19 protein-coding genes are annotated in these 21,712 nt (G+C 46.5%); all 19 read left to right on the top strand.

Annotated features, from left to right (window positions below; genetic code table 11):
• Positions 1 to 81: 81 nt before the first annotated feature.
• The 19 genes from NSQ38_RS24520 to fabG all read left to right on the top strand — a co-directional run bounded on the left by NSQ38_RS24520 (position 82) and on the right by fabG (position 21,625).
• Positions 82 to 1,008 carry a bifunctional riboflavin kinase/FAD synthetase gene (locus NSQ38_RS24520; RefSeq protein ID WP_339790690.1) on the top strand — a complete coding sequence of 309 codons (927 nt, stop codon included), beginning with the start codon at positions 82 to 84 and terminating at the stop codon, positions 1,006 to 1,008.
• Between the two features lie 47 nt (positions 1,009 to 1,055).
• Positions 1,056 to 1,190, top strand: a complete 135-nt coding sequence (locus tag NSQ38_RS24515) for a hypothetical protein (RefSeq protein ID WP_256719971.1) — start codon at positions 1,056 to 1,058, stop codon at positions 1,188 to 1,190.
• Positions 1,168 to 1,437 carry a 30S ribosomal protein S15 gene (rpsO, locus tag NSQ38_RS24510; protein WP_056700672.1) on the top strand — a complete coding sequence of 90 codons (270 nt, stop codon included), beginning with the start codon at positions 1,168 to 1,170 and terminating at the stop codon, positions 1,435 to 1,437. Before NSQ38_RS24515 ends, rpsO begins: the two co-directional genes overlap by 23 nt.
• A 257-nt stretch (positions 1,438 to 1,694) precedes the next feature.
• Positions 1,695 to 3,797 carry a polyribonucleotide nucleotidyltransferase gene (gene pnp, locus NSQ38_RS24505; protein WP_249911080.1) on the top strand — a complete coding sequence of 701 codons (2,103 nt, stop codon included), beginning with the start codon at positions 1,695 to 1,697 and terminating at the stop codon, positions 3,795 to 3,797.
• A gap of 175 nt (positions 3,798 to 3,972) precedes the next feature.
• Positions 3,973 to 4,968: a polysaccharide deacetylase family protein gene (locus NSQ38_RS24500; RefSeq protein WP_339784534.1), complete on the top strand. Its 996-nt coding sequence runs from the start codon at positions 3,973 to 3,975 to the stop codon at positions 4,966 to 4,968.
• Positions 4,969 to 5,067: 99 nt separating this feature from the next.
• Positions 5,068 to 6,351, top strand: coding sequence for a pitrilysin family protein (locus tag NSQ38_RS24495; protein WP_062833834.1), 1,284 nt, complete (start codon positions 5,068 to 5,070; stop codon positions 6,349 to 6,351).
• Positions 6,311 to 6,757, top strand: coding sequence for a dUTP diphosphatase (gene dut / locus NSQ38_RS24490; protein ID WP_017689132.1), 447 nt, complete (start codon positions 6,311 to 6,313; stop codon positions 6,755 to 6,757). Before NSQ38_RS24495 ends, dut begins: the two co-directional genes overlap by 41 nt.
• Before the next feature lie 157 nt (positions 6,758 to 6,914).
• Positions 6,915 to 7,814, top strand: coding sequence for a dipicolinate synthase subunit DpsA (dpsA, locus tag NSQ38_RS24485; RefSeq protein ID WP_076208873.1), 900 nt, complete (start codon positions 6,915 to 6,917; stop codon positions 7,812 to 7,814).
• On the top strand, positions 7,811 to 8,407 hold the full coding sequence (locus tag NSQ38_RS24480) for a dipicolinate synthase subunit B (protein ID WP_062833836.1): 597 nt from the start codon (positions 7,811 to 7,813) through the stop codon (positions 8,405 to 8,407). Before dpsA ends, NSQ38_RS24480 begins: the two co-directional genes overlap by 4 nt.
• A 378-nt stretch (positions 8,408 to 8,785) precedes the next feature.
• Positions 8,786 to 10,003 carry an aspartate kinase gene (dapG, locus tag NSQ38_RS24475; protein ID WP_017689129.1) on the top strand — a complete coding sequence of 406 codons (1,218 nt, stop codon included), beginning with the start codon at positions 8,786 to 8,788 and terminating at the stop codon, positions 10,001 to 10,003.
• Between the two features lie 47 nt (positions 10,004 to 10,050).
• A complete protein-coding gene (gene dapA / locus NSQ38_RS24470) occupies positions 10,051 to 10,929 on the top strand; it encodes a 4-hydroxy-tetrahydrodipicolinate synthase (protein WP_124114093.1) in 879 nt (292 codons plus the stop codon).
• Between the two features lie 476 nt (positions 10,930 to 11,405).
• Positions 11,406 to 13,085, top strand: coding sequence for a ribonuclease J (locus NSQ38_RS24465; protein WP_076208870.1), 1,680 nt, complete (start codon positions 11,406 to 11,408; stop codon positions 13,083 to 13,085).
• Positions 13,086 to 13,306: 221 nt separating this feature from the next.
• Positions 13,307 to 14,080, top strand: a complete 774-nt coding sequence (locus tag NSQ38_RS24460; RefSeq protein WP_338593847.1) for an ATP-dependent Clp protease proteolytic subunit — start codon at positions 13,307 to 13,309, stop codon at positions 14,078 to 14,080.
• On the top strand, positions 14,077 to 14,307 hold the full coding sequence (locus tag NSQ38_RS24455) for a YlzJ-like family protein (protein ID WP_339784532.1): 231 nt from the start codon (positions 14,077 to 14,079) through the stop codon (positions 14,305 to 14,307). The genes NSQ38_RS24460 and NSQ38_RS24455 overlap by 4 nt, the downstream gene beginning before the upstream one ends.
• A 90-nt stretch (positions 14,308 to 14,397) precedes the next feature.
• A complete protein-coding gene (locus NSQ38_RS24450) occupies positions 14,398 to 17,136 on the top strand; it encodes a DNA translocase FtsK (protein ID WP_339784530.1) in 2,739 nt (912 codons plus the stop codon).
• Positions 17,137 to 17,334: 198 nt separating this feature from the next.
• The gene (gene sleB, locus NSQ38_RS24445; protein ID WP_047842506.1) at positions 17,335 to 18,162 is read left to right on the top strand and encodes a spore cortex-lytic enzyme; all 828 of its coding nucleotides are present in this window, start codon (positions 17,335 to 17,337) and stop codon (positions 18,160 to 18,162) included.
• A gap of 126 nt (positions 18,163 to 18,288) precedes the next feature.
• Complete coding sequence (locus NSQ38_RS24440) at positions 18,289 to 19,569, top strand: pitrilysin family protein (protein WP_074094590.1); 1,281 nt, start codon at positions 18,289 to 18,291, stop codon at positions 19,567 to 19,569.
• Positions 19,570 to 19,572: 3 nt separating this feature from the next.
• On the top strand, positions 19,573 to 20,853 hold the full coding sequence (locus NSQ38_RS24435) for a pitrilysin family protein (protein ID WP_249911077.1): 1,281 nt from the start codon (positions 19,573 to 19,575) through the stop codon (positions 20,851 to 20,853).
• A 1-nt stretch (position 20,854) separates the two neighbouring features.
• A complete protein-coding gene (fabG, locus tag NSQ38_RS24430; RefSeq protein ID WP_026081137.1) occupies positions 20,855 to 21,625 on the top strand; it encodes a 3-oxoacyl-ACP reductase FabG in 771 nt (256 codons plus the stop codon).
• Positions 21,626 to 21,712 lie beyond the last annotated feature (87 nt).

The raw sequence follows: 21,712 nt of genomic DNA, 5'->3' as shown, positions 1-21,712 counted from the left end.
GAGGTTTCGGGCTTGGAGTTGTGGTGATGCTCAAGCTTGGCCTATCTAGTGAAATGCAGGTGAATGATTGTGAAAACCGTAATGCTAACCTATCCGCAGACGTTACATTCGACTGAGCTGAGCACACTGCCCCAAGTGCTTGCGATTGGTCAATTCGACGGACTGCATCTCGGACATGCAAGTGTCATTTTATCAGCTGTCCGCATTGCGCGGGAAACGGGCATGCAGGCAGCGGTCATGACCTTTCATCCACATCCGAAGGAAGTTATGCGCAAAGGGGATTACGAGGGTTATTTAACTCCCTTGAGAGATAAAGAAGACATCTTGGCAGGAATGGGCGTTGATGTACTCTACGTGGTGGAGTTCAATGAAAATTTCTCACGGTTGACGCCACAACAATTCGTACACGACTTGTTGATTCCTCTTCAGACACGAACAGCGGTGGTGGGTTTTGACTTCCGTTTTGGTCATAAGGGTGCAGGGGATGAACAACTTCTTCGTACTTTGGGAGAAGGAGAGATGACGGTGGAGACCGTTCCTCCATTCCTTTTAAATGGTGAAAAAGTGAGCAGCTCTCTCATTCGTGGCCTGTTGAAGCGTGGGGAGATGGATGAGGCCAGTCAGTGGCTTGGCCGACCTTACAGCATCAGAGGAACCGTCATTCACGGGGAGAAGCGTGGACGAACGATTGGATTTCCTACAGCCAACCTTGAACTCACGGATCATTACGTTACCCCGTCGAAGGGGGTTTACGCTGTTCGTGTGCAGTATGGCGAACAGGAACTGCATGGCGTAATGAATCTCGGTGTGAAACCTACGTTCCACGAAAGCGGGATGAAACCTACGTTTGAAGTGCATCTGCTTGATTTTGATGGACACTTGTATGACCAGGAACTAAAGGTTGAGCTCGTTCACTATATTCGTGCAGAACGAAAGTTTGACTCCATTGATGCATTGATTAGCCAGATTCGTGAAGATGCATTAACTGCCGGCCGCCTGTTATCTTAAAGGTTCAGGATTAAATGTATGTTTACATTTACTTTAACTAGGCAATTATGATATACTGTACTACGTTGTCGATTGAGACAACATTAACCTTGGCTTGGTTGCTTGCTCTCACCGGCGGTGACGAGGCTAATGGCGATTATATTGAAGGAGGTGAACAGGATGGCATTGACTCAAGAACGTAAACAACAACTGATCGACGAGCACAAAACTCACGAGTCCGATACAGGATCTCCAGAGGTGCAAGTTGCTATCCTTACGGAAAACATCAGAAGTTTGACAGACCACTTGCGTACGCATAAGAAAGACCACCACTCACGTCGTGGACTTTTGAAAATGGTAGGTCAACGTCGTAAGCTTTTGGCTTACGTGAAAAACAAAGATGTTAAACGTTACAGCGCACTGATCGAAAAACTCGGATTGCGTCGTTAATTATCGTACATGTTTTCAAAACCAACCTGGCTGTTATCCGTCATTCTTTTGTCTAAAAGGACAAGCGGAACTTACAGCCGGGTTGTTTTGTAGATGAACATGTTGCCATATATTTGTAGATGGGGCTCCGTGAGGAGCTTTTGTTGTGCAGATTAGCATGTTGCTAGATCTTACATAGCTAATGAATGCAGGACAAGCAGGAAATACTGTGAATATGCAGAATCCATTGAGTTAGGACGAATAAAAGGAGGAATTTCATGGAACAGCGTGTTGAAATGCAGCTTGGCGGAAGAAAGCTTACGTTTGAAACCGGGCGTTTGGCCAAGCAGGCTAATGCTGCCGTTAAGGTAACATACGGGGATACCGTGGTATTGTGTACCGTGACAGCATCAAGTGAGCCGAAAGATTTGGACTTTTTCCCATTAACGGTGAACTATGAAGAAAGATTGTACGCCGTAGGTAAAATTCCGGGTGGATTTATTAAACGTGAAGGCAGACCGAGTGAGAAAGCTATTCTTTCAAGCCGTCTGACAGACCGTCCAATTCGTCCATTGTTCCCGGAAGGTTTCCGGAATGATGTACAAGTTCTGAATATCGTTATGAGTGTGGACCAGGATTGCGAACCGCAAATCGCTGCAATGATTGGTACATCAGCAGCATTGAGCATTTCGGATGTTCCATTCAGCGGACCGATTGGTGGCGTGAAAGTTGGACGTATTGATGGCGAGTTCATCATTAACCCAACGATTGCACAGCTTGAAATCAGTGAACTTGAGTTGGTGGTTGCAGGAACCAAAGATGCCATCATGATGGTTGAGGCTGAAGCTAATGAATTACCGGAAGAAGTAATGCTTGAAGCAATCATGTTTGGACATGACGAGATCAAGAACATTGTTGCGGTAATCGAACAACTCGTGCAAGTTGCTGGTAAAGAAAAAATGGCTGTTAAGTTGCATGCCGTTAATGCTGAAGTCAACAGCAGTGTGCGTGATTTCGCAAGTGCTCGTCTGGTTGAAGCCGTTAAAATTGCCGAGAAGCATGCTCGTCAAGATGCAATCGATCTAGTGAATGACGAAACGGTTGCTCACTTCGAAGAGAAATATATTGAAAGTCCTGAATTGCTTAAAGACGTGAAGGAAGTCCTGCACGATATCGTTAAAGAAGAAGTGCGCCGTCTGATTACGCATGATAAAGTTCGTCCGGATGGACGTGGACTTGCTGAGATTCGTCCAATTGAATGTGATACTTCCCTGCTGCCACGTACGCACGGTTCAGGTTTGTTCACACGTGGACAAACACAAGCACTTAGCATCTGTACCCTTGGTGCACTGGGCGACGTTCAGATTTTGGATGGAATCAGCCTTGAAGAAACGAAACGTTTCATGCATCACTATAATTTCCCACCATTCAGCGTAGGTGAAGCTCGTCCATTACGTGCTCCAGGCCGTCGCGAAATCGGACATGGTGCTCTGGGTGAGCGTGCGCTTTCCAAAGTCATCCCTTCCGAAACAGACTTCCCATACACGATTCGTCTCGTATCTGAAGTTCTGGAATCCAACGGTTCAACTTCCCAGGCAAGTATCTGTGCCAGCACACTAGCTATGATGGATGCAGGTGTCCCAATCAAAGCTCCAGTTGCGGGTGTAGCTATGGGTCTGATCAAAGATGGAGATCATGTATCCATTCTGAGTGATATTCAAGGTATGGAAGATCACCTCGGTGATATGGACTTCAAAGTAGCCGGAACACCTGAAGGTGTAACCGCGATTCAAATGGACATCAAAATTGATGGTATTGATCGTCAAATTTTGTCTGAAGCATTGGCTCAAGCCAAAGAAGGTCGTTTGCATATCTTGAGCAAAATGACTGAAGTGATGAATACGCCACGTGAGCAGTTATCACAATATGCACCTAAAATTACAACGATGCATATCAATCCGGACAAAATCCGTGATGTGATCGGTGCAGGTGGTAAAATTATCAATAAAATCATCGAAGAAACCGGTGTTAAAATTGATATTGAACAGGATGGACGTGTCTTTATCGCTTCTTCCAACCAGGAGATGAATGATAAAGCCAAAGCTATCATCGAAGGTATTGTGCGTGAAGTATTGGTCGGCGAGATTTATGTCGGCAAAGTAAAACGCGTTGAGAAATTCGGTGCATTCGTTGAAGTACTTCCGAACAAAGAAGGTCTGGTACACATCTCGCAACTGTCAACTGAACGTGTTGCCAAAGTGGAAGATGTTGTAGCTATCGGTGATTCCATTACGGTAAAAGTAACGGAAATTGACCCACAAGGTCGAATCAACTTGTCCCGTAAAGCAGTTTTGACTGCTGAAGCTCCGGCTCAATCCTAGGATACCGAAGCGACAAGTTATAAATGGATAGATTGAATGAAGAGACAGAATGTGAATTTCTGGCTCTTTTTTTAACGTTTAAATACGTAAAGCAAGGATGAAACCATGGTTTAGCATTCATATTTTTGCCCTTGTCCTCATATGATGGGGACAAAGACGGCGGGAGGATGGAGCTGTGGGAAACCAATCCAAAAAGCTGGCGGCTGTTCTGGCGGGTGTGACTGCGGTCATATTGATCGGACAAGTTGGCAGTGTACGTACATACATTACGGAGATCCGTGATGGGCCAGGAACGCAAAATGCATTTGACATGTTTAAGGAGGCAACTGGAGAAGATGCGCTGTTGTCTGCGATTCGGGATAAAGCGGCTGAAACGAAAATTGCTCCGGTGAATGCCAGAGTGGATCGGGTATGGAAAGCGATTCCTGGTTATAATGGCATGGAGATTGATGTGGAAGCGACATACCGTAAAGCGCTGAGTGGAACGTTGAATACCAAAATTGCTTATGTCTACCGTCAGATTGAGCCGGAGATTCAGCTTAAAGATTTGGGAGCACATCCGATCTATCGGGGGAATGCGAACAAACCGATGGTTTCTTTTATGATTAATGTGGCCTGGGGGAACGAATACATTAAACCGATGCTGGATACGCTCGATGCTGAGAATGTGAAGGCTACTTTTTTTCTGGATGGAAGTTGGTTAAGCAAAAACGTTGAACTGGCCAAAGAAATTCAGAAGCGTGGGCATGAGATGTCCAATCATGCATATTCTCACCCTAATATGAGTCGATTGAGCGCAGAACGGGCCAAGCTGGAAATTAGCAAAACCCAGGATCTGCTCCATAAAACACTGGGTGTAGAGAATCGTTGGTTTGCTCCGCCTTCCGGTGACTTTAATCAGAAGACCGTTGACATTGCTTCATCCATGGGACTGCAAACCGTGTTATGGACAGTAGATACTGTGGATTGGCGTAAGCCAAGCCCGGATGCCGTTGTTGCCAAAATTGCTAAAAATACCGAGGCAGGCACGTTAATTCTAATGCACCCTACTGCTTCTTCTTCGGGAGCTTTAAAGGGTATGATTCAATCCATTCGGGCCAAAGGTCTTGTGCTCGGAACGGTAAGTGAGACGCTGTCTTCGGAACGTGTAAATACCTCTGCGGTTGAGTGAACGTTGTTTTTTTGTTAATATCAAACAGTTGGAACCAAATGTCGATTTCAATTTCAAGGTTGAGATCAAGGCAATTATAGAGATGTAGGAGGGCCAACCATGAAAAAAATTCAGCTGGGCAATGGCCTCAGAGTTGTCATGGAACAGATACCGACCTGCCGTTCTGTGTCTTTCGGAATATGGGTCAAGACAGGTTCGCGCAATGAGCAACCTGCAAGTAACGGAGTATCACATTTTATTGAACACATGTTATTCAAAGGAACAGATCGTTATGATGCCAAGGCGATTGCGGAGCAGTTCGATGCGATTGGCGGTAACGTGAACGCGTTCACTTCCAAAGAATACACGTGTTATTATGCTAAGGTGTTGGATGAACATTTGCCGATTGCGGTTGATGTATTGTCTGATATGTTTTTCCGCTCCAAAATGGATGATGGTGAATTGATCAAGGAGAAAAACGTCATTCTGGAAGAAATCTCGATGTATGAAGATACGCCTGATGATATGGTTCATGATCTGATGGCCTTGGCCGCCTATGGTGAGCATCCACTCGCATACCCAATCCTGGGTACGGAAGAACGTCTCAAAGCGATGGATTCCAGTCATCTGCGTGCATATATGAAGGAGCACTACACGATTGAGAACACGGTCATTAGTATCGCGGGTAATATTGATGACAGTGTAATCGATCTGATGGAGAAACATTTTGGTGCTTTTGATGTAAATGGAGTAACGGAAGCAGTCACGATGCCAGCCTTCCAAAGCGGACAGCTCTTTCACAAAAAGAAAACGGAACAGAATCATATCTGTATCTCGTTCCCGGGCTGTAAAATCGGAGATCCGCTGCAATTCGCTATGGTTGTTCTGAACAACGCCATTGGTGGAGGCATGAGCTCCAGACTGTTCCAGGAAATTCGTGAGAAACGGGGTCTTGCGTACTCCGTGTATTCCTATCATAGCTCTCATGCGGACAGTGGACTTTTCACGATATACGCGGGTACAGCACCGAAACAGACCAAAGAAGTGCTCGATCTGACCAAAGAGGTTCTGCGCGACCTGGCTGTAAACGGCTTGTCCGAAGATGAACTTCGTAAAGGAAAAGAACAGCTGAAAGGTAGCTTGATTCTGAGCTTGGAAAGCACAGGCAGTCGCATGAATCGTCTGGGTAAAAACGAGCTCATGCTGGGCAGACACCATACGCTGGATGAGATGATCACCAAAATTGAGCAAGTTACCATGGACGATATTAATGCGGTACTTGATCTGATGTTTGCTGAACCTTTTGCACTTGCTATGGTTGGCGCTTCAGATAAAACGATCGCTGGATTGAGAAGGGATGATTTTGTTGCATTACGTTCAAATACAGAAACTGCCGGGCAATGAAGATATTAAACTGCCTCAAAAAATGTCGGAGCTGGCATCCGGCTTTGATGTAGTAGCTGCACTTCAGGAAGACGTTGTTTTGCAGCCGGGTCAGCGTACGCTGATTCCTACCGGACTTGCGATGGCAATGCCAGCTGGATTGGAAGCACAGATCCGTCCTCGGAGCGGACTGGCTTTCAAACATGGAATTACCTGCCTCAACACACCGGGTACCATTGATGCGGACTATCGCGGAGAAGTTAAAGTTCTGTTGATTAATCTGGGTCAGGAACCGTTCACGATTGTACGGGGAGAGCGCATCGCACAGATCGTCTTCCAGACCGTGCCTGCGGTTGAATTGACGGAAGTGAATGAGCTTTCGGAAACGGTACGCGGTGAAGGCGGATTCGGTCATACCGGTAAATAATCAGCGTAAATATACCTATTCTTAAGAGTCGTCCCTGACAGGGGCGGCTCTTTTTTATATTCGAGAATCGGACGGTGGAATGCAATTATTGTTTTCACCCCGCTGTGGGCCCCTGCATACGATAAGGCATACATGTGGTGAAAGGAGTGACGTCCCGATGCTGACCGGAGTCCGGATTGTAGTCCTGGGCGGAGATGCGCGGCAGCTTGAAGTCATTCAAAAGTGCGCTGAGCTGGATGCAACGGTAAGTGTGGTGGGTTTCGATAAAATAGAGCGTTCCATTCCAGGGATCGAGCACCAGGAACTGGAGGACGAAGTGTTTGCTTCCGCAGATGTACTGGTACTGCCTGTCGTCGGTTGCGATGACCAGGGAAAAGTAAGTACTTCATTCAGTGACACACCGATCTATTTGAAAAAGGAACATATTGCAGCATTACCGGAGCATTGTATTGTGTTCACAGGTATGGCAAAGCCGTTCTTGCGCGAACTTTGTCTTGAAAATGGGCTGCGACTTGTTGAAGTACTTGATCGTGATGATATTGCACTTTATAACTCTATTCCAACAGCTGAAGGAGCCATCGCCATAGCTATTCGGGAGACGGACTTCACAATCCATGGTTCGGAATGCATTGTGCTTGGCATTGGTCGAACAGGATTCACAATGGCCAAAACACTGCAGGGACTTGGAGCAAATGTACGGGTGGGAATCAGGCGGGAAGAGGATGCTGCCCGCGCTACAATAATGGGCTGGAAGCCTTTCATGACAACGGATTTGGCCGCTCAGACCGGGGAAGTTGACTTGCTTTTTAATACGATACCGACTATGATAATCACAGCACAAATCCTGTCCAGAATGCCGCAAAAGGCTGTCATTATCGACCTCGCATCCGCTCCTGGCGGCTGTGATTTCAGGTATGCCGACAAACGCGGTATCAAAGCGCTACTTGCGCCTGGCCTCCCCGGCATTGTTGCTCCCAAAACGGCTGGCGGCATTATTGCCGACGCGTTGATCCGTTTGCTTTTGGAAGAACAGAACGCACGGGAGGTTAAATCATGAACTGGCAGGGAAAAACGGTAGGTTATGCAATTACGGGTTCTCATTGTACGTTTGAAGAGGTTATGCCGGTAATTAGCCGCTTCGTAGCTGAAGGTGCCAACGTCATTCCGATTATTTCGAATTCGGTTCTGACGACAGATACACGCTTCGGTACGGCGCAGAATTGGCAAAAACAGTTGAAAGATATAACAGGTAATGATATCATTTCTACAATTGTTGAAGCGGAGCCATTAGGGCCTTCCAAGCTGCTTGATGTGCTGGTGATTGCTCCATGCACAGGGAATACAACAAGCAAGCTGGCTAATGCGATGACCGACAGTCCAGTGCTAATGGCAGCCAAAGCGCAAATGCGCAATCAGCGTCCGCTTGTGCTCGCGATTTCCACGAATGACGGTCTGGGCTTGAATGCTGCGAATATCGCCAAATTGCTCGTGGCCAAATACTTGTATTTTGTGCCATTTGGGCAGGACGATCCAGTGAAAAAACCAAACTCGTTAGTCGCCAAAATGGAATTGATTCCAGAGGCTTGCTGGAGTGCTCTTGAGGGCAAACAGTTGCAGCCGATGATTGTGGAGCGTTCTTCACAGGCTTGATGGAACAATGATTCGGTGACAACGTTTATGCGCTTGGAGAAATGAAGAAGGGTTCGAGAGACAAAGAAAATCATGGGGGACGATATGCTGGATTGAACAGCTACTCTGTCCACGTTCCTGTCTATAAGGCATTCCTGCTTGCGGGCAGTAAAGGTTAAGCAAGCGGGAGAGGTCTATTGTGAATGTATGCATCATGACCTCGATAACAACCGCGACCTTTGATTTTGCGATTGTCCCAGACAATTACAAAAAACAAGGAGCGGCATGGAATGCCGTATAAAATGCTGAAATTATCGCATCAGAACGCTCCCTAGAGTGATCCATTTGTTGATTTGACCCGTGTCCAGTCTTCTTGCGTACACAAATGGAGGAATAAAGATGCGTATCATGGTACAGAAATTCGGAGGCACGTCTCTCTCCACTGTTCAGGCGAGAGAGCATGTGCTCCGTCACGTTAAACGTGAACTTGAAGCAGGATTGAGTCTGGTCATCGTTGTGTCTGCAATGGGGCGCCGCGGCGAGCCATATGCGACTGATACGTTGCTGGACTGGGCTGCACAGAACGGAAACGCACTATCCGCACGCGAAAAGGATTTACTGCTGTGCTGTGGTGAAATCATATCTGCGACAACGTTGAGCAGTTTACTCGAACATGAAGGCATTCCAACTACAGTGCTGACCGGTGCACAAGCAGGTTTTGTGACGGACGACAATTTCGGGAATGCCCGGATATTGGATGTCCGTCCTGTTCGTGTGTTGGAGCAGCTTCAGCTTGGCCGTGTCGTTGTTGTAACCGGATTCCAGGGGCAGACAGAGAACGGAGACTTCACGACACTGGGTCGTGGGGGAAGTGATACGTCTGCTACAGCTCTCGGTGCAGCATTACGTGCTGAAATGGTGGATATCTACACAGATGTGAACGGGATACTCACCGCTGATCCGCGAATTGTTGAGGATGCACGTCCACTGACTGTTGTGAGTTATGCAGAGATCTGTAACATGGCCCACCACGGGGCCAAGGTAATCCATCCACGTGCGGTTGAGATTGCGATGCAATCCCAGATTCCAGTGCGGGTAAGATCTACTTTTGCAGACACGGAAGGAACGCTGGTTACGCATCCGGAAGGATTCCAGGATGTGCAGACAGGCATTGTTGACCGTTATGTAACAGGCATCGCCTACGTGAGCAATGTAACGCAAATTACGGTGGATGTGCCTGGTGGTGCAGATCGATTGCAACTAAAAGTGTTCAAAACCATGGCTGAGAATTCAATCAGCGTTGATTTTATTAATGTTACCCCCTCGGGAGTTGTCTATACGGTTTTTGACAGTGATTCCGAGAAAGCCATACAGGTATTGCAGGAGATAGGTCTCAAGCCACAAAGCCTGTCCGGTTGTGCCAAAGTGTCCGTCATTGGCGGAGGCATTAATGGTGTACCTGGAATTATGGCTCGAATCGTAGAGTCCTTGACACTGGCTGACATTCAGATCCTGCAATCAGCAGATTCGAATACAACGATCTGGGTACTCGTAAAAAAAGAAGATATGGTTCAGGCCCTGAGGGCACTTCACGCCTCATTCGAACTTCATTTGTAAATAACTGAAGTTAGAGGAGCCAAACCTGTTTTGAAGGAGGAATCGAATTGGACTTTGGAAGATTGATTACAGCAATGGTCACTCCGTTCAATGAACAAGGAGAGATTCATTGGGAGGAAACGGCACGTCTAATCGACTATCTGATTGTAGATCAAAAGTCGGAGACGCTTGTGGTTTCTGGAACAACAGGGGAGTCTCCAACACTTAGTGATACTGAGAAAGTTCAATTATTCGAATTTGCAGTGAAACATGCGGCCGGTCGGTGCAAAATTATAGCCGGAACGGGAAGCAATAACACGGCACATTCCATCCATTTGACACAGGAAGCTGAACGTGCCGGAGTGGATGGCATATTGTTGGTTGTTCCGTATTACAACAAACCTAGCCAAGAAGGTTTGTTTAAACATTTTGAAGCGATTGCAGGCTCCACCAAGCTGCCAATTATGCTCTATAACGTGCCTGGGCGCACAGTAACCAGCCTGTCAGCAGCGACAACGCTTCGTCTTGCGCAGATTCCTAACATCGTCGCTACGAAAGAATGTGCGTCTATGGAGCAGGTTACGCTGATTGCAGCAAGTGCTCCAGAAAATTTCAGAGTTTATTCCGGTGATGATGCTTCAGGCTTACCAGCGATTGCGGTTGGAGCACATGGAATTGTCAGCGTGGCCAGTCATGTCGTAGGGGCAGAAATGAAGAAAATGATTGACGCCTTCTATGGCGGAGCACCTCTTCAGGCTGCTCAGATTCATCAGCAGTTGTTCCCGGTGTTCAAAGGCCTGTTTGAGTGTCCACAGCCTCTACCGAACCCGGTAGCGGTGAAATATGCGCTGACATTGCGTGGTCTAGACGTTGGGTCCGTACGTTTGCCCCTTATTCCGCCAACGGAAGAGGAGCAGGTTTATATCAAAGGTTTGCTTAATTTGTAATCATTTTGGTTGTATATGGACTAATTTATTAATCATGGGAATATCCTTCAGATCAGCAAAAGAACCGCTCCTCTTCGTAGAGGCTGCGGTTCTTTTTTTTACGAGTAATGTGAGGTTTCTTTTCCACTGCTAAGGGGAAACCTACAGGTTAACGAGAGAGTGACTTGTTTTTTTTGTTTTTAATCATGTATAATGATGTCAAGTGACTGGGTGCGGTATTTTTTTGAAATTGAAAGCGACATCGTTTCGTGGTGTAGCTTTGCGGTGAAAAAGGAAGGAACGGCTAAGAGGGAATTTCAAATCCAACTTGTTGGTCAAAGGGAATAACTTCGAAGAACTTCTTCCAAATATCGTGAATAAAGGTGTTCTTTTGCATTCATACCGATAGGTGGGTATGTGATGTATGGACTACTTTTCTTAACTTACAATAAATAATAAGGTACGACGTCCAACTACCATAGGAGGTTTAGATTCATTTGTCTAAGAAAAATAATAACGATAAACTGATGATTTTTGCTTTGGGCGGCGTAGGCGAGATTGGTAAAAATATGTACGTCATCCAATACGCCAACGACATTGTAGTCGTAGATGCTGGTCTTAAATTCCCGGAAGAAGATATGCTTGGTATTGATATTGTCATCCCTGACATTTCTTACCTGACTGAGAACCGTGACAAAGTAAGAGGAATCATCCTTACTCACGGACATGAAGATCACATTGGTGGTCTGCCATATGTTCTCAAACATCTGAATGTTCCTGTATACGGAACAAGACTTACGCTTGGACTTGTAGAAAACAAGTTGAAAGAAGCGAATTTGCTGGGAGAAACAAAACGTATTCTGATTGATGCTGATTCCGAGATCCAACTTGGATCTGTTCTGAAAGCATCGTTCTTCGCTACTAACCATAGTATTCCGGATTCTGTTGGTGTATGTGTCGAAACACCGGAAGGTGCAGTTGTTCACACAGGTGACTTCAAATTCGACCATACTCCAGTCAATGGTCAATATGCAGATCTTCAGCGTATGGCACAGATCGGAACAAATGGCGTGTTAGCGCTGTTGTCCGATAGTACAAACGCTGAGAAACCTGGATTCACACCATCGGAGAAAAATGTGGGTATCGTTCTGGAAGATATCTTCCGTAAAGCTAGTCAACGTGTTGTTGTAGCGACATTTGCTTCCAACGTACACCGTATCCAACAGGTGATCAATGCAGCAGAAGTGACTGGACGTAAAGTTGCAGTTATCGGACGCAGCATGGTGAACGTGGTGGGTATTGCTTCAGAACTGGGTTATCTTGAGATTCCGGATGGCATGATCATTGAACCTGAAGAAGTAGGCAAGATGGCAGCTGATCGTGTCGTGATTCTCTGCACAGGAAGTCAAGGAGAGCCAATGTCAGCATTGACACGTATGGCTCGTTCCACACACCGTAAAGTGGACATCCTGCCAGGTGACACCGTCATTATCGCAGCAACACCGGTTCCAGGTAATGAAAAATATGTAGGCCGTACGATTGATGAACTGTTCCGTCTGGGTGCTAACGTGCATTACAGCGGTGCTAACAGTGGCGTCCACGTATCTGGTCACGGTAGCCAGGAAGAGCTGAAACTGATGCTCAACCTGATGAAACCGAAATTCTTCTTGCCAATTCACGGTGAATTCCGTATGCAGCGTCGCCACGCGGTTCTTGCTGAATCTGTAGGGGTAGAACCTGAGAACATTTTCATTACGGATATCGGTGAAGTGATTGAAATTCAAGGTGGAGCAGCACGTAGAGCAGGTAAAGTTACTGCAGGTAATGTGTTGATCGACGGCTTGGGTGTAGGCGATGTGGGTAACATTGTACTTCGTGACCGCAAATTGTTGTCACAAGATGGTATCCTTGTTGTTGTGGTAACACTGAGCAAACAGGATGGAAAAATTGTTTCCGGTCCTGACATCATCTCTCGCGGATTTGTGTATGTACGTGAATCGGAAGGACTACTGGATGAGGCCAACCGGATCGTTAGCAGCACATTGCAGAAGTTGATGAGTGAGAACGTTAACGAGTGGGCTTCACTCAAAACGAATGTTAAAGATGCACTGGGACGCTTCCTGTATGAGCAAACTCGTCGTAGACCGATGATTTTGCCAATCATTATGGAAGTTTAAAATAGGCTAAACAAAAACATATATTCAGGCACACAGTCGCCCCTTCTCTACGAGTAATATTGGACGGTTCCTCGTAGAGAAGGGGCTTTTTTTGCGTTTTCAGGAAGATCTGCAATAGGGCCAATATGTGAAGCAATTTGATGTAGCGGGTATAAGGCGGTTGGAAAAATCCCCATACTAAGGAAATACATTAAATGTTTCTGGAGAAGGGGATTATTGAAATGAATGAACGTATGAATGACAAGCAGGCGTCAAGATCCAATCAACCGGAAGTTGAAGCGCCGGAGATTCCGATTCAGGAGGACAAGGCCATCTCTCCCGTGACAGAGACTATTCAGCAATTTGGGCAGACACAGTCGCCTGCTGGTGAATCAAATATTTTCTGTATGACCATTATTGGACAGGTCGAAGGGCATTTGATTTTGCCACCACAAAATAAAACAACAAAGTATGAGCATATCATTCCACAGCTGGTGGCCGCAGAACAGAATCAGCGTATTGAAGGTATTCTGATTATTTTGAACACGGTGGGTGGAGATGTAGAGGCGGGTCTGGCCATTGCTGAGATGATTGCTTCTCTAAGCAAACCTACGGTTACTGTGGTCATTGGAGGCGGGCATAGCATTGGAGTACCGATTGCTGTAGCTTCAACGTATTCCCTGATTGCCGGAAGTGCAACGATGACGATCCATCCGATTCGGATGAACGGCCTTGTCATTGGTGTACCTCAAACGTTTGAGTATATGGAGAAAATGCAGGAGAGGGTTGTTCGATTTGTGACTTCGCATTCGAATATCTCTGAAGAGATGTTCAAAGAGCTGATGTTTAAGACCGGTGAGTTGAATCGGGACATCGGCACAGCTGTAGGAAGCGCAGATGCAGTGAAATATGGATTGATGGATGCAGTAGGCGGAATTGGACAAGCCATTGCTCAGTTAAATCAGCTCATAGGAGACAAGAGACAGACCCTGCAGGCGGGAGGTTATACCCAATGACATTATATACAGTGATGCCCCCGGAACAACTCTGGTCGGGAATGTGGAAAGAGGGCGAAGATACAAAGGAGATCAAGATGAATGGTTTATTGATGCAGGTGAGACCTGTTAATGACAATGAAGCCGTTATTGTACGTTTGCTGGATTGTCCACTTGAAGCCTATCTCAATCCTGCAAATATGCCCGGTTCGACCATTCGGCTTTCGGGTAACTTGGGATCAGCATAACGCGACGAATTCAGACAAATTGAGCAGAAAAAGAACATATGTACGGATTATATTTGTATGGTATAATATTCTTCTGGGGGTGACCTGATTTTGGCCAGAAGAAAAAAGAGGAAAAAAAAGGGCGCTGGTTTTAGTGGCGTTTTAAAATATGAAATTTACGGGATTGTGCTTATTACTCTTGCTGTCATAGCATTATCGGGTGAAGCCACCGTTGGACGTTCGCTTTCCAAGATGTTCGGACTGATGCTTGGTAAGTTTTATTTTGCGATTCCACTTGTTGGTATTTATTATGGTCTCATGGTGATGATTCACCGGAAATGGCCGAGTGGCTGGACTACTCGCAAAACAGGACTGGTATTGCTGGTCTTTGCCTTAACCCTGATGAGTACTGTCTCTGCAATGCACCAGAAGCTCATTCCGGTTGGTGCGCTTGAGCCTGGTGCTGTGATTACGCAGGTACATAATGATATGCAAACCGAGTTGCTAACCCCTGCTGCGCCAGGGGAGAGGGACTCCATGCTTAACAAGGACATTAGCGGTGGTTATCTCGGAGCTGGGCAATTTGCTCTTTTCCTGTGGCTGTTCGGCAGCCTTGGGGCGAGACTCATCATGATTGTCATGTTTATCATCAGTTTTATGCTGATTACGAGTCTATCTTATGTGGATTTGATTCGAATATTCCGTACAAAGATTTGGGATGCCGGGAGTTCGATGTACAAGAAGCTGGAGTCGAGGCCCTCTGCACGTTCTGCTTCAGCATCTGATGGAAGGAAGAAAGGTAACGCTCGTAAAGTGGTGCCTGTTCCTGTTGAAGATGACGAAGACGAGTATGAGGATGAATTAGAGGAACAGCATCTGCCAAAACGAAAATCGCCCATATTCTTCCAACTTTTTGGGAAATGGGGAGCTAATCGGGAACAGGCGACATCAGGACGTGAAATGGATGAGGTCGATTCGGCAGAAACAGAACAGATTGTGTACCGCGCCGAACAAGATCACAATGTAGAGGCGTGGCAGGATGCGACCGAAGACGTAGTGAACAAATCAGCTTCATCACGTGTTCCTGTTCAGGCTAAACCTAACTCAGCGCCAATCATTCGAGACTTTTTCGAGCACGTTAGAGCAGAAGAGGCAAGCATTGAAGATGATCTGGACGATGCTTATCCTTTCCCGGATGATCTGGCCGATCCAAACGTAGTACAACAGGGCGAGCATGCCATTAAAATAACGGATGAACTGGTAGAGACAGCGTGGTCTGCATCCGATGCGGGTACGAACGGGTTGAATGCTGTGGATGAGATTCAGAGTGGAGAAGAAGTCCCTAATGATGCAATGCAGGGAACAGATACTCCTACTCCTGAAGGGCAGGAAACACAACCGGTGAAACCACCACCGCCACCTCCTAAGCCGTACAAGCTGCCGTCATTCCGTCTCCTTGCCAAGCCAAACAATGGGGGCAAGGCGGGTGACCAGAAGGATTATATGCAGACAGCACGCAAGCTGGAAGCTACACTGGAGAGTTTCGGTGTTCGCGCCAAGGTGCTTGAAGTGGTCCGGGGGCCTGCCGTTACAAGGTATGAAATTCAGCCTGATATTGGTGTTAAGGTCAGCAGGATTGTCAGCCTGACTGATGATATCGCGTTGGCTCTGGCGGCAAAGGATATTCGGATGGAAGCACCGATTCCCGGAAAGTCTGCTATAGGTATCGAAGTACCTAATGGCGAGGTATCGGTTGTAACGATGCGTGAGGTAATGGAAACAGCAACGTTCCAGGATGCAGAATCCAAAGTGACCATTGCATTTGGCCGAGATATCTCGGGACAGACGATTATTGGTAACTTGGCTCGTATGCCCCATTTGCTGGTCGCGGGTGCTACAGGTTCCGGTAAGTCGGTGTGTATTAACGGAATTATTACCAGCATATTGTACAAAGCCAAGCCGGATGAAGTGAAGTTCCTGATGGTTGATCCCAAGATGGTTGAGTTGAACGTATATAACGGAATTCCACATCTGATGGCACCAGTAGTAACTGATCCTAAACGAGCGTCACTTGCTCTCAAAAAGATTGTGGTTGAGATGGAGAAACGATATGAACTGTTCTCCAAATCAGGCACACGTAACGTCGAGGGTTACAATAATCTGATGAAAGATAATCCTGCGGCTGTTCTGCCTTATATCGTTGTCATTGTGGATGAGCTTGCAGATCTGATGATGGTTGCAGCCGGAGATGTGGAGGATGCCATTGCACGACTCGCTCAGATGGCTCGTGCAGCCGGAATCCATCTGATTATTGCCACACAACGTCCTTCGGTTGACGTTATTACCGGGGTAATCAAGGCCAACATACCGTCTCGTATCGCCTTCGGTGTATCCTCACAGGTGGATTCTCGAACCATTCTGGATATGGGTGGGGCCGAGAAACTGTTGGGTCGTGGAGACATGTTATTCATGCCAATGGGCGCATCAAAACCGGTTCGCGTACAAGGTGCATTTATGAGCGATGAAGAAGTCGAGAATATTGTGAATTACGTACGTGGTCAAGGTGAAGCTCAGTATGATGAGTCCCTTGTACCTGAAGTGGATGATTCCATTCAGGCAGCAGATGAAGTGCAGGATGAGTTATATGAGCAAGCTGTACAGATTATTTTGGAGGCAAAACAAGCTTCAGTCTCCTTGTTGCAACGTCGTATGCGGGTTGGCTACACACGTGCAGCGCGTTTAATTGACTCCATGGAAGCCCGGGGTGTAATCGGTCCTTACGAGGGCAGCAAACCAAGGGAAGTACTGGTTTCACTTGAACAGTATCAGCAGAATAAAATAAGCTCGTAGTGTAATATGTAACATGGTTACAACGAATCGTTTAAGCCCTCAACCTTATTGGTTGAGGGCTTTTTGCTTGCTCAGGAGACTGAAGTTTTGCCATCTACTCCAAAGATCGGATGATTTGGTGCATAGGAAACAAGCAGGCTTGTCATAATAACCTTAGCGATTCTGTTAATCCCACAAGAGAAAGGTAGAGCACAGTCGATGCGAAAAATGAACCTATGGCTTTTCACTGCTATTTTGCTGATATCCGCATTGGGAATTCGTTATTTGCTTCCTGGGAATACAGCAACTGAAAGTTCAGCCGAGCGTACACCACAGGTAGAAGAAAAGGCCTTGCCTACGTTTAGCAGCAATACAGTGAAATATGGAAGTTACGGTCAGGATGTATATGAGCTTCAGGGGCGTCTGAAGTATCTGGGATTTTACAATGGTAAAATCGACAGTAATTTTGGCAGCAGCACGCTGAAATCCGTCAAATGGTTTCAATCCGAGTTTGGCATGAAGGCAGATGGTGTGGTTGGAGCTGAGACCAAGCTCAAGCTGTACAATGCGTCAACCAAATGGTCCCCAACAGAGCCGCCACTACACAAGGAATCCTCAGGTGGGGGTGGAGGCAGCAACAATACGGCAGATAAAGAGCAAGACAATATGGGATCTGCCAATGCCCTTGGTCTCTCAGAGAATGAACTCAAGATTATGGCTAACGCAGTATATGGTGAAGCCCGGGGTGAACCGTTTGAAGGTCAAGTCGCAGTAGCAGCAGTAATTTTGAATCGCGTAAATTCACCTAGCTTTCCAAGTACGCCTTCTGGTGTGATTTTTCAACCAGGTGCATTTACGGCTGTAGCGGACGGACAGATCTATCTGGAACCAAACGCACAAGCCAAAAAGGCAGTTGAGCAGGCCCTGAATGGTTGGGATCCGTCCGGTGGATGTCTCTATTATTTTAACCCGAAGACAGCAACATCCAAATGGATCTGGACCCGCCCACAAGTGAAAACAATCGGACAGCATATCTTTTGTATGTGATGATGTTGGAAGCAACCAGAAGGCGTGACTTCGGTTGCTTCTTGCCTTTTGAATGGGTTAAAATGGTTGTTACGTTTAGCTTAATACGATTGCATGATAAATGACGCCGTAAAGGGGTTTTGACATTTGAATACATCAGGATTCGAACGAGGTAGCAAGAGAGAGTTTCGTATACATGTGCTTCCGACTAAACGTTTCAAAACGTTTGCTATATCGCTATATGCAGGAGTTCCCTTACGGGAAGATACAGTAACCAAAGTAGCGCTGACCCCTTTTGTTCTGCGACGCGGCACGGAGTCCTATCCGGAAACAACGCAATTTCGTGAGCAACTGGAGCATCTGTATGGAGCAGGTTTTGGTTTTGACGTCTATAAACGCGGGGATTACCAGATTGTGCAGTTCCGAATGGATACCATTAATGATTCATTTGTTGGAGGGGATGAGCAGCTACTGGATCGTTCATTTGCCTTCCTTGGAGAGGTTCTTACACGACCTGCACAGGAGAATGGACATTTCAGGACGTCTTATGTACAAGCAGAGCGAGAGACGGTTCGTAAAAAGCTGGAGTCCATCGTGAATGATAAAATGCGCTATGCCGCTGAACGCAGTATCGAGGAAATGTGCAAGAACGAGCCGTACCGTCTTCACCCACTGGGTGAGCGAAAGGATCTGCCCGGGATTGAGCCCGACACACTGACTGCATCTTATCAGGAGTGGCTGCAGCAGGCGAGTATGGATCTGTACGTGGTAGGGGATACGACACTGGAGGAGGTCGAGAACCTTGTTCAGCGTCATTTCAATGTAGATCGAACGTCCTCCTCTGATTACCAGACACAGGCAGCGGTTCGAGGAGATAAGGAAGTAGAGACCGTTGTTGAGCGACTGAATGTGAGTCAGGGAAAACTCAATATGGGACTCCGTACATCTATCACTTATGGAGATCCTCAGTATGCCGCAGCACTAATGTACAACGGGATTCTCGGTGGGTATCCTCATTCCAAACTGTTTGTCAATGTTCGTGAAAAAGAAAGCCTGGCGTATTACGCATCTTCGCGATATGACGGACATAAGGGCATTGCAACGATTCAATCCGGGATTGAAATCCCGAATTATGAGAAGGCCGTCACGATCATCAAGCAGCAGCTGGAAGAAATGAAAAGCGGTACAATCAGTGACCTTGAAATGTCCCAGACCAAAGCGATGATCCGTAACCTGCTTAAGGAAATGCAGGATTCTGCTTTTGAGATGATCGCTTATGACTTCAATCGACAGTTGTCTGGCAAAGAAAGAACGGCTGAAGAACTGTTGGCTCAAGTAGAACATATTAGCAAGGAAGATGTGCGTGAGGCGGCAGAACAATTCCGTCTGGATACGATTTATTTCTTGCGGGATGAGAAGGAGGAATAATCGGTGGAGAGCATTCGGTATGAGCATTTGCAGGAGACACTATATTACGAAGTAATGGATAACGGACTGCATGTCTATATTTTGCCTAAACCGGGATTCCAGAAAACGTATGCTACGTTTGCAACCAAGTATGGATCGGTGGATAATCATTTTCAGGTTGAAGGGCAGGAAGAAGTGAAGGTCCCGGATGGGATTGCTCATTTCCTGGAGCATAAAATGTTTGAAGAACCAACAGGTGATATTTTTGCAACATTTGCGTCTCATGGTGCTTCAGCTAACGCGTTTACGAGCTTTGATCAGACGGTTTATTTGTTTTCAGCGACCGAATATGTGAATGAAAATATACAAACATTAGTCGACTTTGTGCAAAATCCTTACTTCACCGATCAAAACGTGGAAAAGGAAAAAGGCATTATTGGACAGGAAATTGACATGTATGCTGATAATCCGGATTGGCGTGTTTATTTTGGATTGATCGAAGCCATGTATCAGAAACATCCGGTGCATATCGATATTGCAGGAACGGTGGAATCCATCCGTACGATTACCAAAGAGATGTTGTATGAGTGTTATAACACCTTCTATCACCCGAGTAATATGCTCTTGTTTGTGGTGGGTGGTGTAGATCCACAAGAAGTCATTGATATGGTTCGATCGAACCAGGAGCAGAAGGATTATAAGCCACAGGGGAGCATTCAACGTTTCTTCGAACCGGAGCCTGAGCAGGTAGGAGAAGCCAGACGGGAATCAAAACTGGCTGTTTCACTGCCCAAATGTCTGTTTGGATTCAAGGAGACGGACGTTGGACTTACCGGGGAACAATTGTTACGGCGAGATATGACAACACAACTGATGATGGATCTTTTATTTGGCTCAAGCACACGTTTATTCCAGAAGCTCTACGATGAAGATCTGATCTCGGACAGCTTTGGACATGAGTATAACAGTTCGCCGCAATATGCGTTTTCAGCCATTGGTGGTGATACAAAAGACCCGGATCAACTGCTCGCGCGTATACGTGAAGAAGTGGATGCCATTGTAGAAAAAGGGTTCGAATCCACGGATTTTGAACGTGCACGCAAAAAGAAAATAGGCGGATATTTGCGTATGCTCAATTCTCCGGAGAACATTGCGCATGAATTTACACGTCAGCAATTCCGTGGCGGTGATTTTTTCAATATGCTCCCGCTCTATGAATCGATTACACTGGAAGATGTAAATCTCAGACTGAGAGAGCATATTCGCTGGGATCAACTGGCTGTATCGCTAGTCGTGAGTCCTTGATATGGAGAGGGGAACGGGACAATTGAAGGCAATCGGGGAAATGACTGTACTGGTAACTGGCGCAAGCGGTGGTATTGGAGCGGCTATCGCAGAACGCTTCGCCAGAGTGGGAATGAACGTTGTTATACACTATATGAAATCGCATGAGGCAGCCAATGAAGCCGCCAGACGGTGTATGGAACAGGGCAGTGGAAAAATCATGACCGTGTCTGCGGATCTTCGCAGCCGGGAACAGATTGAGCGCATGCGTGAGAAGCTCGAGTCGCATAATCTCATGCCAGATATTCTGGTGAATAATGCAGGAATCTCGCACTACGGGATGTTGTCTGATGTTACAGAGGAGATCTGGGATGAAGTGATGGCGATTAACCTCAAAGGCACGTTTATGTGTACACAGGAAATGATGCCTCACATGATCTCCCAAAGGTATGGCCGAATCATTAATGTATCGTCGATCTGGGGACTGTCTGGTGCTTCTTGTGAGGTGCTGTATTCCACAACCAAAGGTGGGGTGAATGCATTCACCAAGGCGCTTGCGAAAGAACTCGCACCTTCCGGAGTAACCGTAAATGCCGTTGCCCCTGGCGCCGTTCAGACATCCATGCTGAACCATCTGGATCAGAGTGAACTGAAGATGCTGGAAGAGGAAATTCCAGCAGGAAGACTTGCTCAACCTGATGAAATCTCATCACTGGTTTATTTTCTGGCACTCCCTGAATCGGGTTATATCAATGGGCAGATTATCAGTCCGAATGGCGGTTGGTTAACGTAAAACAGCAAGAAAACTTGACTGGTTGTAGACGAAACAGGTGAAGATTGCCTGGAAGCAACCGTCTCTAGATTATTTTCAAATTGCTCG

Origin of the sequence: Paenibacillus sp. FSL R7-0313 (assembly GCF_037969885.1) — a bacterium.
GTDB lineage: Bacteria > Bacillota > Bacilli > Paenibacillales > Paenibacillaceae > Paenibacillus.
This window is presented reverse-complemented; position numbering and strand designations above follow the sequence as displayed.

Coding starts and splice junctions, on each gene's coding strand:
- NSQ38_RS24520 (WP_339790690.1), top strand. CDS start 82: ATGCTAACCTATCCGCAGACGTTACATTCGACTGAGCTGAGCACACTG.
- NSQ38_RS24515 (WP_256719971.1), top strand. CDS start 1,056: ATGATATACTGTACTACGTTGTCGATTGAGACAACATTAACCTTGGCT.
- rpsO (WP_056700672.1), top strand. CDS start 1,168: ATGGCATTGACTCAAGAACGTAAACAACAACTGATCGACGAGCACAAA.
- pnp (WP_249911080.1), top strand. CDS start 1,695: ATGGAACAGCGTGTTGAAATGCAGCTTGGCGGAAGAAAGCTTACGTTT.
- NSQ38_RS24495 (WP_062833834.1), top strand. CDS start 5,068: ATGAAAAAAATTCAGCTGGGCAATGGCCTCAGAGTTGTCATGGAACAG.
- dpsA (WP_076208873.1), top strand. CDS start 6,915: ATGCTGACCGGAGTCCGGATTGTAGTCCTGGGCGGAGATGCGCGGCAG.
- NSQ38_RS24480 (WP_062833836.1), top strand. CDS start 7,811: ATGAACTGGCAGGGAAAAACGGTAGGTTATGCAATTACGGGTTCTCAT.
- dapG (WP_017689129.1), top strand. CDS start 8,786: ATGCGTATCATGGTACAGAAATTCGGAGGCACGTCTCTCTCCACTGTT.
- NSQ38_RS24460 (WP_338593847.1), top strand. CDS start 13,307: ATGAATGAACGTATGAATGACAAGCAGGCGTCAAGATCCAATCAACCG.
- NSQ38_RS24455 (WP_339784532.1), top strand. CDS start 14,077: ATGACATTATATACAGTGATGCCCCCGGAACAACTCTGGTCGGGAATG.
- sleB (WP_047842506.1), top strand. CDS start 17,335: ATGCGAAAAATGAACCTATGGCTTTTCACTGCTATTTTGCTGATATCC.
- fabG (WP_026081137.1), top strand. CDS start 20,855: ATGGAGAGGGGAACGGGACAATTGAAGGCAATCGGGGAAATGACTGTA.